11 protein-coding genes are annotated in these 15,254 nt (G+C 60.3%); 2 read left to right on the forward strand and 9 right to left on the reverse strand.

The window, feature by feature from the left end; translation table 11 throughout:
- Positions 1-22: 22 nt before the first annotated feature.
- Positions 23-748 (reverse strand): outer membrane protein, encoded by a 726-nt coding sequence (locus IT40_RS21220; RefSeq protein WP_036759466.1) that lies wholly within the window; start codon positions 746-748, stop codon positions 23-25.
- A gap of 17 nt (positions 749-765) precedes the next feature.
- Positions 766-3,102 carry a Hint domain-containing protein gene (locus IT40_RS27960; protein ID WP_116171267.1) on the reverse strand — a complete coding sequence of 779 codons (2,337 nt, stop codon included), beginning with the start codon at positions 3,100-3,102 and terminating at the stop codon, positions 766-768.
- Positions 3,103-3,766: 664 nt separating this feature from the next.
- Between IT40_RS27960 and IT40_RS27965 the strand changes: the two genes are divergently transcribed.
- Complete coding sequence (locus IT40_RS27965) at positions 3,767-4,330, forward strand: recombinase family protein (protein WP_341802594.1); 564 nt, start codon at positions 3,767-3,769, stop codon at positions 4,328-4,330.
- 536 nt (positions 4,331-4,866) lie between these two features.
- On the opposite strand, the gene IT40_RS26970 is transcribed toward IT40_RS27965, so the two are convergent.
- The 4 genes from IT40_RS26970 to IT40_RS29720 all read right to left on the reverse strand — a co-directional run bounded on the left by IT40_RS26970 (position 4,867) and on the right by IT40_RS29720 (position 12,272).
- Positions 4,867-9,498 (reverse strand): calcium-binding protein, encoded by a 4,632-nt coding sequence (locus tag IT40_RS26970; RefSeq protein WP_052096208.1) that lies wholly within the window; start codon positions 9,496-9,498, stop codon positions 4,867-4,869.
- Positions 9,499-9,647: 149 nt separating this feature from the next.
- A complete protein-coding gene (locus IT40_RS28895) occupies positions 9,648-10,469 on the reverse strand; it encodes a Hint domain-containing protein (RefSeq protein WP_147307326.1) in 822 nt (273 codons plus the stop codon).
- Positions 10,466-11,089, reverse strand: coding sequence for a hypothetical protein (locus tag IT40_RS28900; protein ID WP_147307327.1), 624 nt, complete (start codon positions 11,087-11,089; stop codon positions 10,466-10,468). Before IT40_RS28900 ends, IT40_RS28895 begins: the two co-directional genes overlap by 4 nt.
- Positions 11,090-11,093: 4 nt before the next feature.
- On the reverse strand, positions 11,094-12,272 hold the full coding sequence (locus IT40_RS29720) for a TetR family transcriptional regulator C-terminal domain-containing protein (protein ID WP_208021399.1): 1,179 nt from the start codon (positions 12,270-12,272) through the stop codon (positions 11,094-11,096).
- Positions 12,273-12,494: 222 nt separating this feature from the next.
- Between IT40_RS29720 and IT40_RS21250 the strand changes: the two genes are divergently transcribed.
- Positions 12,495-13,148 carry a hypothetical protein gene (locus IT40_RS21250; protein ID WP_036759471.1) on the forward strand — a complete coding sequence of 218 codons (654 nt, stop codon included), beginning with the start codon at positions 12,495-12,497 and terminating at the stop codon, positions 13,146-13,148.
- Between the two features lie 343 nt (positions 13,149-13,491).
- Here the strand turns inward: IT40_RS21250 and IT40_RS21255 are convergent, their stop codons facing one another.
- The 3 genes from IT40_RS21255 to IT40_RS21265 form a co-directional block, all read right to left on the reverse strand.
- Positions 13,492-14,577: an ABC transporter substrate-binding protein gene (locus IT40_RS21255; RefSeq protein ID WP_052096209.1), complete on the reverse strand. Its 1,086-nt coding sequence runs from the start codon at positions 14,575-14,577 to the stop codon at positions 13,492-13,494.
- Between the two features lie 47 nt (positions 14,578-14,624).
- A complete protein-coding gene (locus IT40_RS21260; RefSeq protein WP_052096210.1) occupies positions 14,625-15,038 on the reverse strand; it encodes an acyl-CoA thioesterase in 414 nt (137 codons plus the stop codon).
- A gap of 4 nt (positions 15,039-15,042) precedes the next feature.
- A partial coding sequence (locus IT40_RS21265; protein ID WP_036752777.1) for a 3-keto-5-aminohexanoate cleavage protein occupies positions 15,043-15,254 on the reverse strand: 212 nt, incomplete at its 5' end.

Here is a 15,254-nt window from a genome sequence, read left to right on the forward strand (position 1 = left end):
AACCGGCTTGTCTCCAGATCTGTCAAAAGCTGAAATTCGCACCAATGCGGATATGATGATGCTTCGGCGTCGCCTGGGTTTCATATCCTGCAGCATCGCTCAGCGCGGTCTTTCCAAATTGACGGAATTCCCATTCGCCGAACAATGACACCCGCGCGTTGAGCCGCTTCTCAATCCCGAGGCTCACTGTCCACGCATTATCCTTGAAATCGCCCTGGTAGTTCATTCCGGCAGCCACGACCGAATAGTTGAACTCGCCGCGAGCGATACCGACCGTGCCATAGAACAGCGTATCCTCGGCCATGTTCAGGATGCCGGCTTTCCAGCGCAGCGATAGCAGGCTGTCCAGCTCGCTCGAAGCGGATTCTCCTGGGCGGAAGAAACCGTCATCAGCGCCACCACCCTCATAGGCCAGCTCCGGTCCAGTCACGAATTGCCGGCCACGCAGTTCTCGCTGCCAGCGATAACCGGCATGCAGGGAATAGGTCACACCCTGGATATCGACCGAACCCGGCGAGTGGGCCCGGCCGCCACTGGGCGGTGTGATGCCAACACGGTCATCTGCACCGAAGGCGTAGCCGAGGGCACCGCCCAGGTAGAGCCCTTCCCAATTCTCCGCGGCGGGTTGCGGCTCTTGCGGGGCGACGATCAGCGGAACTTCGTCGCCCGGAGTCATATAGCCCCCAGCAAATGCCGAGGTGTCACCGACAAGCAGGATGCTCGCCGAAATAGCTATGCTCTTAAACATGATATGATCTTTAATGGTTATTTCGACGTGGTCAGTGGACGGCTGTTCTGCAGATGCCGCAAGCCCATCTTGCGCGCCTGCCGGCCCGAAGGCAGGAGGCGTGCCGGCTGCGGCACATGGGTCGGATCCGCCAGTTCCGGGAAGATCGTGAAGATCTCCTCCAACGCGGCCTTGCCAACCGCTTTCAGCGCCTCGGGGCCAGTATAGAGCGATTCCGTCTCGGCACCGTTCGAGATCACCACCTCATGCCGATCGAACAGCATGTGGAAGTATTCGACTTCCCGGACATCCTCCGCGATATCGAAGCCTTTGAGCAGCACCAGTTGCTTGGCCGCGACCAGCACCTCCGACGTTCCGAACATCTTCTGTGCGATCTTCGAGCGAACTAGAACCCGGTGCTGGGGCGAGACCAGCAGATCAGTCGAAGGCGTACCCGCCCCCAGAGCCCCGGCCGTGATCCGGATCGGGCGCAGGCGCGGCATGGCCGACAGTTCGGTCGTGCTCAGTTTGCGCGACCCGATCCACCGGACCGGCTGCATGCCATGGCCCTTGGTAAGGACCAGGTCGCCGATCTTTAGATTCTCAATCGCAATCTCGCCCGTCGCTGCCATAATTCGCGAACCGGACACAAAACAGGGAACATTGGTGTTTTCCTGATTGAGTTGGTCGGCAGGAACCAGCGTGCCGGTATCAGTTTCACTATTATAAGAACTGAAGATACGATAATTTCCCGCCGAACTCAGCACGCCCTGAGATTGCTCGTAACGAAGCCAACGGAGCGGAGTTGTAAACTGCTGATCAGGATGGGCCGCATTCCAGGCAGCCAAGGTCGATTCGTTGTAAAAGGCTGACAGATCGACAAAGTCATTATTCGCCTGACTTCCATCACCGATGCCCTCCGACGCATTGAAATCGGTGATGGTATCTGCCGAGCCATCGGCAATGAATACATCAGCATTCAAGCCACCGGTCAGATCGTCAACGCCGGCGCCACCATTCAATGTATCGTTACCCGCGCCGCCGTAGAGTTCATCATCGTCGGCGCCGCCGTCGAGAGAGTCGTTCCCCTCGCCACCAGTGAGCGTGTCGATGCCCGCACCGCCGCGCAACGTGTCATCCCCGTCCTCGCCGAAGAGATTGTCCCTGCCGGTACCGCCATCAAGGCTGTCGTTCCCCTCGCCGCCGAAGAGCGTGTCGGCGCCCGCACCACCGCGCAGCGTATCGGCGCCCGCGTTGTCGCCATCGGCGGCCTCCGCACCCCCTTCGCCGCCGATCAGCACGTCGTTGCCATCGCCGCCGTCCAGGCTGTCGTTGCCGATGTCGCCATAGAGCGTATCCGCACCCGCACCGCCCCAGAGCGTGTCGGTGCCTGCACCGCCGCGCAGCGTGTCGCTGCCATCTTCGCCGGAGACCGTGTCGTTGCCGAGACCGCCGTCCAGGCTGTCATTGCCCGCGCCGCCATAGAGTGCGTCGTCATCGGCACCGCCGCCGAGGGTATCGTTGCCATCTTCGCCGCGCAGCGTGTCCCTGCCGGTACCGCCATCAAGGCTGTCGTTGCCCGAGCCGCCATAAAGCGCATCGTCATCGGCGCCGCCGTCGAGGGAGTCGTTCCCTTCATTGCCATTAAGCCTATCGTTGCCGGCGTCGCCGTAGAGCGTATCCGAAAGCCCGCCACCCCAGATATCATCGTTTCCATTACCGCCGTGAATTTCGTCGTTTCCGTCGGGAGAATCATCAATGCCATCACCCCCATAGAGCGTATCGTTCCCGTCGCCTCCCCAAATGGTATCTGAACCCACACCGCCAAAAGCGAGGTCGTCGCCATTACCGCCAACTAGCAGATCTTCGCCATCGCCGGCCCTAAGTTCATCGGCACCGTCACCACCGCTTAAAGTGTCGTTCCCCTCGCCACCATTAAGCGTATCGTTGCCGGCGTCGCCGTAGAGCGTATCCGAAAGTCCACCACCCCAGATATCATCGTTTCCATTACCGCCGTGAATTTCGTCATTTCCGTCGGGAGAATCGGCAATACCATCACCCCCGTAGAGCGAATCGTTCCCGTCGCCTCCCCAAATGGTATCGGAACCCGTGTCGCCAAAAACGGAATCGTCGCCATTGCCGCCATTTACCAGATCCGCACCATCTCCGGCCCTAAGCTCATCGGCACCGTCACCACCGTTTAAAGTGTCGGATCCATCACCTCCCCAGATGGTATCCAAACCATCCCCACCATTAAGAAGATCATTTCCAGCATAACCCATGATGCTATCATTTCCACCCAAACCGTTCAGGGTGTCCGCGTCGCTGGACCCTAGCAGGGTATCCGCCCCAGAAGTACCGCTCTTCTCTACCATGTAATAATCCTCACACTATTTACGGACGTCTTTAAAGACGCCATCAGACGAGATTTCCACCGTGTTTTATTAGATAGACGATGCCGGATGGTGATCCCGCCAAAGCCAGCCACAGTACTCGGCGTCTCCAGCTCTCTGGAAATCCCATTGCGAGCTTACCAGTGATTTGCTTTGAAACTGGTCGTTTCCAGAGCCGCCATAAAGGCTATTATTTTCGTTACCTCCAGCATCGATATCGTTGCCAGAACCTCGCCTGAGAGTAACGTTAAAAGCCCCAGCGCCTGAGCGTGGGGTCCACTGTTTGGAATTACGGGATTGACTTTTGCAAAGTGTCTTTCCAGGTGCGGATCGCCCGGTGTGCACAACCAAAGGGAGAAACTGGGTTCGCCCATTTTCCTGCGCAAATATTGAGCAAAGACGTAAAGTCAGTGCCGGCCTATGCAGACCGTGCCAAAATCGGTGCTTTCTGGAAGTGTAACCCAAAAGTAGAATCAGCGCTAGGAAACGCTTGTGTTTGCTCGACTAATGACACCGGGATGGCCGCCAGTCAAAAATCACCGATTCTGTCAACGGCCCAAACTGAACGGTTTAGTATAATATGTCGCACTGAACTTTCCCTTGGTCCCTATCAAACGGAATAGGGAGTTGCTGTTGGAGGGGTAGGATGTCCATGATAGTCGGCTATGCACGCGTCTCGACGGATGATCAACGTCTTGATCTTCAGTTATCTGCCTTGAAAGACGCTGGGTGCGAAAAGATATATCAAGATCATGGATTTTCTGGAGCGAGCATGGGCCGTCCGGGTTTGGAGGCGGCTCTGGGATCGCTGAGGCCAGGCGACACCCTCGTCGTTTGGCGGTTGGACCGTTTGGGCAGATCCTTATCAGGCTTGGTTCAGTTTGTCGATGAATTGCGAAGAAAATGCTCACAATTCAGGTCTTTAACTGAATCGATAGACACCAATTCTTCAGGAGGACGGCTGGTCTTTCATATCATGGCCGCGTTAGCTGAATTCGAGAGAGCGCTGATCAGCGAACGGACCAAGGCCGGGCTGAGTGCTGCTAAGCAAAGGGGCTGCCGACTCGGCCGGCCACCTATCACGTTGAGCCATCAACAGATCGAGGAAGCGCTGCGTGCTCTTGACGAACACGGCAGCGATATGGAGGTAGTTGCTGCGAGGTATGCGATTTCCGCCCGCACACTACGACGACGCCTGGCAGGCCATTGAGATAGTCGTTCTTCCATCTCGACAGCGTCAAAAGCAACAAGGCCCATGATACCCATCCAGAGAAAACCCCCAGAGTGGCCAGGTCTGACAATCACCTTCTCTGGCAATCATTTCGACGAGGTTTTCGACACCGAACGGAGGGCAGGCGAGAACCTCGACCTCGGTCGGCGGTGCCATGGTCCCAGATGGCGCCGCCTTCGGGCCCCATGCCGATGGCAAGACCATGGAGCCGATCAGCGGTCTCGCCCAGTTCCGCAAAGACGCGGCCGACGGTTTGACGACATTATCCTTGACAACTACTGCGCGTGGCCCTGAGGCTGATGTGCGGCCTCGAATTCCGGATATGCCACTGTCTCGTTGACCAGAACTGCTGCCCTGGAACTGGAAGGGCAGGAACGTGGCTAACGCTGCATAGCGGCGGCCTGCGCCGGATGCTTATGCGCGCCATATCGGCGACAGAACAGCCGCGAGACAGTATGGCAGGTCGTACGCTCAGCCTTTGGCTGAGCGTACGACCGTTTAATGCCAGACAACATTCACACGAAGATCATATTATCCGCGAGTGCGCTGATGGTGATATTTCGGATCGTCAGCGTGTCGCCGTCGCCGAAGTCGAACACCACATCCGCACCGCTCTGGGTGGCATAGGTCCGGGCCTCGGCGAAAGCCGTCACGTCAAAATCGAGCAGGCGGACCGTATCGACATTGTCCTCGAAGTCCAGGACTGTGTCCCGGTCCCAGCCCTTGCGGAACAGAAACGTGTCCGCGCCGGCGGCGCCGGTCAGGTTGTCGTTCCCGGTCCGCCCGGCCAGGATGTTCGCGCCTTCATTGCCGATCAGAACGTTGTTCGCTCCAGAACCGTAAGTGTTCAGGTTTGCCGCGCCCATCAGGGAAACGTTCTCCACTTCGGCGTAAGCGCCGTCCGACCGGCTCAGGTCGATCCCGATGGTGGCGTTGATACGGTCGGTGCCCCCGTTGGCCGCCTCGACCAGGACATCGCCGGCGTTGTCCACCCAATAGACATCGTTACCCGCGCCGCCATTCATGCTGTCGGCGCCGGTCCCGCCGTTCAGCGTGTCGTTGCCGACATCGCCCCACAGGGAATCGTTGCCGGCCCCGCCTTCCACCAGGTCGTTGCCCTCCCGGCCGTTCAGCACGTTGGCGCCGCTGTTGCCGACCAGCCGGTCGTTCGCAGCCGATCCCCAGCTGCCGATATTGGCGCTGCCCTGCAGCCAGACCTCTTCGACATTGGCGTAAACATCACCGGCACGCTTGAGATCGATGCCGATGCTGGCGTTGATACGATCGGTGCCGCCATTGGCCATTTCCACGATGACGTCGCCTGAAGCATCGACCCAATAGACGTCATTGCCGGATCGGCCGGCCATCCGATCTGCGCCGGTCCCGCCATCGAGGATATCGTTGCCGTTGCCTCCATCCAGCGTATCGGCGCCGGCGCCGCCCTTGAGGCTGTCGTCGCCATCCCTCCCGTCGAGAATATTGTTGCCCGCGTTGCCGACCATAATATTGCTCGCGGCAGAGCCCCGGGCATTGAGATTCCCGGTTCCTTGCAGGGCGACATTCTCGATATTCGCGTAGATGCCGCCCGAGCGATCGAGGTCTATGCCGATGCTGGCGTTGATCTGGTCCGTGCCGCCACCCGCGACCTCGATGACCCGGTCATCGGAGCTGTCGATCCAGAAGACGTCGTTCCCGGCCCCGCCGGTCATCATATCCGCACCGGCGCCACCGTTCAGGGTATCATTCCCCGCCCCACCGACGAGCGAGTCGTTGCCTGCGGCGCCGCTGAGGTTGTTCGCGCCGTCATTGCCGAACAGCGTGTCGTTGCCGCTGCCAGAGGTGACGTTCTCGATATCGATAAGGATATCCATCCCCTGCCCGGTCGCCTGGGCGGTCGTCTGTCCAAGATTCACCCGGATCGCGGCTGTCCCGGCATAGACGGCGGTATCGATCCCCGCGCCGCCATTGAGCGTATCGTTCCCCAACCCGCCGTTCAGCATGTCGTTCCCATTGCGGCCGGCCAGGTTGTTGTTGCCGTTGTTGCCGGTGAGGGAATTGTTCGCTGCGGACCCCCAAGCCAAGAGGTTGGCTATCCCGGCCAGGCTGACGTTCTCCACATTCCGGTAGGCCCCGTTCCGCCCGTTGAGGTCGATGCCGATGGATGCGTGGATCCGGTCGGTGCCGCCGTCCGCCGTCTCGGAAATGACGTCTCCGGCATTGTCGACCAGATAGACGTCGTTACCGTCGCCTCCGGTCATGCTGTCGGCACCCGCGCCGCCGTTCAGGGTGTCATTGCCCGCATCGCCGATGAGGGCGTCGTCGCCCTGACGGCCCTCGATGCTGTCATTGCCGGCCCGGCCGATCAGCACGTCGCCCTGGGCCGAGCCGAGCAAGGTGTCGTTATGGTTGGTGCCTTCGTAGCCTTCGATATCGGCCTCGTTTACCTTGTCGTCCTTGACGACGGCACTGCTTGCAGCCCAGTTGGCCAAGTCCATCTTGATGCCCGAGCCAAGATCGCGATAGCTCATGATGTCGAAGCCGAAGCCGCCGCGCACCGAATCCTCGCCGTGGCCCACGACCAGGATATCGTCTCCGGCCATGCCCATGAGGAAGTTGTCGTTGCCATCCCCGATCAGGATGCCGTCAAAGTTCGAACCCTGCAGGCCCTCGATGCGCCGGTAGACATCGCCGGACGCATCGCCGGTATTGATGTTCGGATTGGCCAACGAGGCGGTCACGCCCTCCGGAGCGTGGAAGTATGAGGCGTAGTCCGGCGGAACCGTGTCAAGCCCTGGGGGAATGAGGGTATCGTTCCCGCCATCCAGGATGTCGGCGCCAGCGCCGCCCTCCAGCCAGTTCGAAATTCCGCTGCCGACCAGCGTGTCGTTGTGGTCGGAGCCGACGAGGTTGATGATGTAGTGCAGCTTGTCCCCGGTGGCGTGCCCGCCCGATGCCGTGCCGGCGCCGAGATTGATGTTCACCCCTGCATTCGAGGTCCGGTAGCCGGCAGTGGCATAGTCGGTCGCGTGGTAGAGCGGATCCAGCTGCTGACCTGAATCGCCCTGCGCGGTGCCGTAGATGGTATCGGCTCCGGCGCCGCCTTCCAGATAGTCCATCTGATGGCCGCCATAGATCAGATCGTTTCCAGCGCCCCCGAAGATGGTGTCGTCCTGGTCCCCGCCATGCAGAGTGTCGTTGCCGGCCCCGCCGCTGATCCAGTCCCAGCCGGTTCCTGCCTGAATGCTGTCGTTCCCGCCGCCGGCGATCAGGATGTCGTCGCTGCTTTCGATCTCCGCATCGCCAACCCGGATGGTATGGGTTCCGATATCGGTGAAATTGTAGTTCCGGTTGTCCGCGGCGATCCACAAGTCGCGGCCGTTGCTTTCCCCCGAGACGTCATGACGGTTGGTGCCGGAGATGGCCGTCGAGGACATCAGGTTCTTGTAGCCGACTGCGGCCATGTTACTGTTGAAGGTGAACTGGATCGTGGCGCCATCCGCGGTTTCCGTCACCCTCGCGCCATGGGCGAAGAGTTTGATATGGGACGGAATGCTGTCGGCATCCTCGACCGTCACGTTCACCAGCACCTTGCCGTTGGTGCCGCGCTGAACGGTGGTGCCGGTGAAATCGACCGCGACCCCGGCCTCGACCAGCGAGGCGAGGAACCCGCCGAGGCCACCGTCGAAATCCACCTGACTGACCCGCCCAAGGCGCAGCTGCTCTGCGCCTGCCAGCGTATAGGCCCAGGCGCCCGAAAAGGCCGAGTCAGGCGAGGCTGCGATGAGGGCATTGATGGTCGCGTGGTCTTCGAGATAGCGCTCATACTCGGCCGCGGTCGCCATCGAAGCCGCCAGGGTGAACGAGGCGTCCCCGGCGGAATTGGCCACGGCGCGCTTCAGGAAGATGTTCCCGCCGATCGGTTGGGAATCCCGCAGGAAATCGGTGACCGCGCCATCCACCATGGCCTCGGCGGAATCGACGCGCCGGCCGTTCACATAGAACCGCAGGCTACCGTTGTCCTGGGCCTCGATGTTCATCCGCTGCAGCACCCGCACCAACGGATTCGGCCCGAGATGATGAGGGTCGTTGTTCTGATAGATCGCCGGCAGCGTGAAGTTGCTGATATTGGCGTTCGCCATGTCGAACGCGCCGATATTGCTCATGTAGGCGCGCGACAGGTCGATGACCGCCTCGCCCAGGGCTTCCGTATAGTCATGCGGGAAGCCGTCCCGGGCGGTCGCGTAAAGATAATAGTCCAGCACGCCGGGAATGATGTTTTCGCCCTGCTGCTCGGCGAACATCAGGAAATTGGCGCCAGGCTCGGGATCGTCGCCGAACAGGTCCCCGAGAAGCGTGCCGATGAAAGCGCCAACACCGGGGATCAGGAGGTTGCCGAGCAAACCAACCGACTGCATTCCACCAAGAGCACCCCCAATCTGCCCTATGGCCCAGGAGGTCCCGGCGATCGAGCCGAGGCTGCCGCCAATCGATCCAGCAAGAGTATCCGCCGGCAGGATCTTATGCGCGAGAGATGAGCCGAAGAACGCGCCGACCGCTCCTGGCACGCTATCCCAGGCATTGCCCCATTTAACCTCACCCCAATTATAGTTCTGCTTTGCGAGTTGCTCGATCACCGAGCCGGCATAGGTCGAGGCGGTTACACCGAAAAGCTGCGCCCCGAACCCCTCCAGTCCCAGTTGTTCGCCGAGTTCCGCCGCGAAAAGCGAGGCCATCGAGGCGGTAAGGCTGGCCGTGAGCTCGGGTCCGATATCGCCGAGCTGGTTGTCGATGGCATCCTCCAGGGAGACCGCGAAATTCAACTGCCGACCATCGAACATATGATAGCCGGTGCTGGTAATGACTTCGGCGAGGTTTTCGGTAATCGTGCCCAGAATGGTGCCGCCAAGCAGCCGCTCGAACTGGCTTTCGCCCTCCAGAAGAACATTGGCAAGCTGCGTGCCGAAGCTGCGCCCGAGATTTCCGGCCAGATCGATGGTCGCCTGGCTGTCGTTGTGAACCCGAACGCCGCCCGCGACATAGGTATGCAGATCCTCGACCTCGAAGTTGTAGCTGCGCCAGGCACCACGACCGGAATGTGCGAGCCCGTCGCCTGCGGCCATGGCGACCGCCTCGACCTCCTCGAACATGTGCCTGGTCTCCTCAGACCAGACGATCCGTTCCGCGTGAATACCTGCAAGGGAACCGTCGGCCAACACGACCGTCGGCTCGGCGTCTTCGATGATCTCGTCGATACGGCGGAATTGGCCATGCGCGTCGAAGAAGCGGTGGCCGGGCGTTACCGTAAGCTCGCGATCTTCGCCACCCTCGTGCCACGAAAGGGAAAGCCATCCCCCGTTTCATTATGGAAAAGCCTAACCACCCGCTTTGGTACCAATGCCCCCCGCCCAGCTTCAACCGAATGATCAAACGCAAGGACAATGTCGCCGGGACGGAGGGTTTCGATAGATGCATGCTCACCCCCCATTACCAAGATTTGTGTGCCTGCTGAAAAGCAGAATGCTTTGAATTGGAACTCTTCAAGGATCTCGGCTGGGAGATTTAAATCGGAGCCAAGTTGGTCGATTTCAGAATCAGTCAAGCCAACAATAAAATCAATATCGATTCCTGCTGCGGAGTAAAGCTGCCGCAACGCAGCAGCGTTCTCACCAGCAAGAGTATATTGCTCCTGAACTACCTTGGCAACATTTGAGACATCTAGACCGGAATGTTTTTGAATGATCAGAGAAAACTTTTCCCATTCTGTTAAGGGAGTATTGGCGACAGTTCCATCTGGGAAAGTACGCTGAACTACCAGTTGGTCCAGCTTCACCTGCTCGCTCAGTAGAATTCCATAGTTAATATTTGCATCCGGATTAATCGCGTTAATAATGAAGTCAGCTTCAATAAATTTATCTTTCATGCCTTCGGTAATTGCCGAAAGCACCCAAGACTGTGGCTTTCCAATAAAGGCATCCCGTAGCCGCAGCGCTGACAACCCAGTGTTTGTGAGGGCAAGTACATCAGTTGCGTTTTTGTGGGCGTTGGCGTAGTCTGACCAAGCTCCAAGGATGCTGATCTGAACTTCAATAGTTAACCAAGTGTCATTAGTACCGTTCATTCTTGATCACTTTTTCTGGAGGAAATGATAAAATAGAAGGTGCTGTTGGTGAAGGCACAGCGTATACGGTCTGAGGTACTGAGGCGACAACTTTGAGAAAGCTCCAATATCACACTGGGGCAGAGATCACATGAAGGGGCGGCACTACCTTTTAGTGCCCGGTAGACGATTCGGTCACCTTCGATACTCCGCCCAGGTGTCTGGCCGGTCTGTTGCTGCAAGCTATTATGAGCCGCCACTTCCCAACTAGCGATAGATCGCGGTGTCATTTGACCAGTAGACTTCGAAATTCCCACGATTATGTCGTCGCCACGACAGCGCGTCGTTTCAATCATCAATCCGGGGTTATTACCAAATGCTCCCGAGCTTCTATAAACCGTAACGATGGCGCCATCGAAGTCTCGCTCGGACGGTCCTGAGACTGGCGTGATAGGGAACGAGATTGTGTTTAACTGTTGGCCGAGATGAACCGGTGGAGAGCCTAGGAGTAGTGCCTCTGCAGGCAGAGTATTGCAAAGCGAAGCCACCTCAACAGAGGATTGGCTTTTAGCTTGCTCGGCGATTGCAGGAATCCATAATGTAACCGTGGCAAAGATCAGTAGTAATGTGGCTTTCAGCACTTGCTCACTCCCTTGATCTTGCCATCTTAAAAATATACGAGTGAGCTTTAACGGTTTGATCGCGATAGATCTCTGCCGCCACAGGTTGTAATACAGACGCCGCAGGTTTCCGTGTATCTGTAACCTGCGCATATTTGATGTGAAATCTCCGCTGCAGGATCGCCGGCATGACCAGCTTCTCGATGTCCGCGACCTTCATCTCCCGCCCCGCAGGGTCCTGGGTCATCAGCCAGACGATCTCGCCCAGGATCTCCGCGACTGTCTTGCCGGCGACCGGGTCTCGGGCCGGACCTTCGGAGGCTTCGTTCGGTTCGGTGGTCCTGCCAGGGATGCCTCCGCAGATTCTCTTCCGGCAGTAAGCCGCGCATCCTGTATGTTGTAAAGAGCGGCAACCCGCCGACGCGCGTAGCGTCGCATATCGGAACATCCGACCGGAAGCACAGTATGCGCCGCAAGGTCGAAGGCAAGGCTGCCGTCGTCCAGCGCAGTATGGCCGCTGCGCCCGCCGGTCGCGGTGGCGCGGGTCTTGTAGAAGATCTTCATGGGTGTGTTCCTTCGTGGGATTGGCCTCGCAGGCCAGCAGCCGTGTCGTGGCGGAAAGCGCATCGCGCATCGGGTCGGGGGATCGCGTCAGCCTGGTCAGCAGCGCCGCCCCCAGCCACATCTGGTAAAGCACCCGGGCCAGCGCCTGTGCATCGGCGCCGCCGGGCAGCGATCCGTCTGCGCGCCCCGCCGCGATCAGTGTGCCACAACGGGCGATCAGGCGTGTGACGCCCGCCTCCAGCACCTGACGCATGTCTTCGGACAGATCCGCCACCTCGGCCGACAGCTTGACGACAAGACAGCCTTCCGCCCAGCCGGGCCGGGCCGGATCCTCGGGGTCAGAGATCCAGGCGTTCCAGTAGCGCATCAGTCTTTGGCTGCCAGTTCCCGGCGGCTCCAGCAGCCGGTCCAGCCTGTCGCCGTAGGTTTCGACGTAATGTTGCAGCAGGGCTGTGCCGAACGCTTCTTTGGAGGCGAAGTAATGGTAGAATGAGCCTTTCGGCACATCCACCGCACGCAGGATCTCTTGCAGACCGATGCCCGAAAATCCCTTGTGCAGCACCAGCGCCTGACCGGCTTCGAGGATATGCAGCCGGGTCGCTTCGCCCTTTGGTGTGAGGTGGAACTGTGTCATACGCATGAAATAGACCGGTCGTCTATAAGAGCAGGACCAAGCGCAGCATACTTTTTGCAGATCTTCCCGCCGCCTTCGCAGGAAGGCTCGCACGAGAGCGCTTTCTTCCCCAGTCCGGCACAAGAGTGACGGTCGAGGGCAGAGCCCCTCTTTCATCCGAAATTTTTCCGGTTGGCGATTGACGCCCGCTTTCCCGCCTGCCGTAACTCCCATACGAAATAAATTCGGATGGTTCGCAACATGGCAACGTCGGGAGAAATGGTGGCGGCAATCGCCGATCTGTTCGACGTCAACGCCGTGACGGTCGAGAGCATCGACCGCAGCCTGTCGGCGGCTGGCCTGCGCCGGAAAGGCGGGCGCGGTCGGTCCGCGCTGCATATGACCGGGTCGGATATCGTCAGCCTGACCTTCGCGCTGATCCTGGGCACGGGCATGAAAGACGCGCCGGAGAAGGTCGGCAAGGTCAGTCGGATGCCGCGACTGCATGCCTCCGTGCAATGGCGTCCGGACCCGGAAACGCCCCTGTTCGCGCTGGCCGAACAGGTGGAGCAGTATCAGGAGTACCCGGCTGCGACTGCAGGTCTAGGCGTGTTTCCGGGTGGGGCGGCACTTGCCGCGGCGGGGACCTTGGGTGAAGGCGTTGCCGCATTGGTCGATACGATGGCTGCCGGCGAGTTCCGCTCGCTCGACGATGTGGCGTTGAACCTGCAGATGTCGAGCGTCGGCCCTTCGGCCAGGCTCGCCTATGCCACCCGCGCCGGGGTATTGCGCGTGCATTACGAGACCACCGGTCCGGAAGCGGAGCGTCCGGTCTTCGAGCGTCGTTTCAAGCTCGACGAGTCTCTCCTGCGGCGTCTCGCCGGGATCATAGCCACCCGGTGACCGGCATTGGCCGGGATCTGACGGCATCGATCATGAATGCGGTAATGGACATGAATCCTCTGGCTGCTCTTATCTCGTCCTGGCTCATGCGCTGATCCTTCTCGGATCGGACGTAGGGGTCGTTCAGCTGGACGTTCCCGGACCATCGCAACAGTCACCGAATCGTCCGTCTTTGGACGGGCTGTGCCGGGACACCCGCCGAAGTCTTCCGCGAGAAGCTAATGACAGAGACGGATCCCCTGTCCTAGTCTAAAACGCGTCAGCGTCGCGGGTCAGCCTGAAACCACAGAAGTGATTTGCGAAGACAGGAGAGCGAAGGCGCCTTCGCTCTCCCTGGCACCGGCTACTTCGCCGCCAGCCAGTTGTTGAACCGCTCGGCCAGTTCCGCGCTGTGATCGGCCCAGAAGCCGGGATCCTCAAGGACGGCATTGGCCATGTTCTCCGGCGCCGTCGGCAGGTTCGGCGCCATCTCGGTCTTGTCGTCCTTGTAGAGCCCCAGAAGCGGGGCCGAGGACTTGCGGGCGGGGCCGTAGCTGATATAGCGCGCCTGTCCGGCCAGGGGCTCGGACCCTGTGGCGAACTTGACGTATTCCAGCGCTTCTTCGGGGTGCGGCGCGCCCACGGGAATGACGAAGGCGTTCAGTTCCAGGTATTGCCCGTCCCAGATCACCTCGAAGGGCTTGCCCTCGTTGATCGCGGCGTCGAAGATGCGGCCGTTATAGGCGGTGGTCATCGTCACCTCGCCGTCGGCCAGCAGTTGCGGCGGCTGCGCGCCGGCCTCCCACCAGACCACGTCCTTCTTGATGGTGTCGAGCTTGGCAAAGGCCCGGTCGACGCCTTCGGGCGTGGCAAGCACGTCATAGACCTCGGATGCCGGCACCCCGTCGGCCATCAGTGCGAAATGCAGTGTGCGCTTGACATCCTTGGCCAGCCCGCGCTTGCCGGGAAAGGCTTGGGTGTCGAAGAAATCCGCGACGGTCGACGGCGCCTTGTCCGGGAACTTGCTGGTGTCGTAGCTGATCACGGTGCCGGCAAAGATGGTCGCGATGCCGCAATCGCTCAGCGCGCCGTCGATGAAGTCCTCGGCCGCGGGCGTGCCGTCGGCCCCCGGCGGCAGGTCGGCCGGGTCGATGGCGATGACCGCGCCGTCGTCGCAAAGCCGCACGGCATCGGCCATGGCCACGTCGAAGACATCCGCCGTCACGTTCCCCGCGCCCACCTGCGCCCTGAGCAGGACCGAGGGATCGTCCGCCGAGATGGTAGTGACCTTGATGCCGGTCGCTTCGGTGAAGGGCTTGTTATAGGCCTCGATCTGGCTGACCTCGATGGCGCCGCCCCAGGTGACGACGCTGACCTCCTGCGCTGCGCTGGCCGAGGCCACGAGGCCGAATATCAAGGCCAGCGCGGTGGTCGAATGGGGGTGTTTCATGATGTTTCTCCCTGATCTTGTTATGTTGGAACGGTTGTGAAGGCAGGCTATCCGGCCCCCTGCAAGGCAACCCTGACGGGGTCGGGCACCGGGACGCTTTGGCGCGCCAGCGCGTCGAAGAACACCTCGACCACCTCGCAGGTCGCGACGGTCCGGCCGGTGGCGGCTTCCTGCATCGTCAGCGCCAGGGTCACGGATTTGCCGCCGATGCGCGCCGGCTGCCCCGAGATCGCCAGTACCTCGCCGGCCGTGACCTCGGATCGGTATTCGATCTTCAACTGGGCGGTGACGGGGATCACCCCGGGCTGTCCCGGAGGGGGAACCTCCACCCCCGCCTGGGACCAGAAGATGAAGATCGCGTCGTCGAAGGCGGCCGCGTAATGGCGGGCGTTCAGATGCCCGAAATGATCGCAATGCCAGCGATGCGCAACCACCGCATTGAGCGGAACGGGAAAGCGCATCTCCTCAGCCCGCCAGGCGTTTTTCGGCAAGCGCATCGAGGCCCAAGATCCCGCGCGCCTCGTCCGGGGTGGCGACCTCGCAGCCCAGGTCGGCGATGATGCGGCTGGCGCGCTCGACCAGCTGGCCGTTGGTGGCGAAGACGCCGCGTTCCAGGTAGATGTTGTCCTCGAGCCCCACCCGGCAATGGCCGCCCAGGATCGTGGACAGCGCCACGA

Origin of the sequence: Paracoccus versutus (assembly GCF_000763885.1) — a bacterium.
Taxonomy (GTDB): Bacteria; Pseudomonadota; Alphaproteobacteria; order Rhodobacterales; family Rhodobacteraceae; genus Paracoccus; species Paracoccus versutus.

Bases quoted from the DNA above. Each gene is read 5' to 3' on its own strand.
- IT40_RS21220 (WP_036759466.1), bottom strand. From the start codon at position 748: ATGTTTAAGAGCATAGCTATTTCGGCGAGCATCCTGCTTGTCGGTGAC.
- IT40_RS27960 (WP_116171267.1), bottom strand. From the start codon at position 3,102: ATGGTAGAGAAGAGCGGTACTTCTGGGGCGGATACCCTGCTAGGGTCC.
- IT40_RS27965 (WP_341802594.1), top strand. From the start codon at position 3,767: ATGTCCATGATAGTCGGCTATGCACGCGTCTCGACGGATGATCAACGT.
- IT40_RS26970 (WP_052096208.1), bottom strand. From the start codon at position 9,498: ATGTTCGAGGAGGTCGAGGCGGTCGCCATGGCCGCAGGCGACGGGCTC.
- IT40_RS28895 (WP_147307326.1), bottom strand. From the start codon at position 10,469: ATGAACGGTACTAATGACACTTGGTTAACTATTGAAGTTCAGATCAGC.
- IT40_RS29720 (WP_208021399.1), bottom strand. From the start codon at position 12,272: ATGCGTATGACACAGTTCCACCTCACACCAAAGGGCGAAGCGACCCGG.
- IT40_RS21250 (WP_036759471.1), top strand. From the start codon at position 12,495: ATGGTTCGCAACATGGCAACGTCGGGAGAAATGGTGGCGGCAATCGCC.
- IT40_RS21255 (WP_052096209.1), bottom strand. From the start codon at position 14,577: ATGAAACACCCCCATTCGACCACCGCGCTGGCCTTGATATTCGGCCTC.
- IT40_RS21260 (WP_052096210.1), bottom strand. From the start codon at position 15,038: ATGCGCTTTCCCGTTCCGCTCAATGCGGTGGTTGCGCATCGCTGGCAT.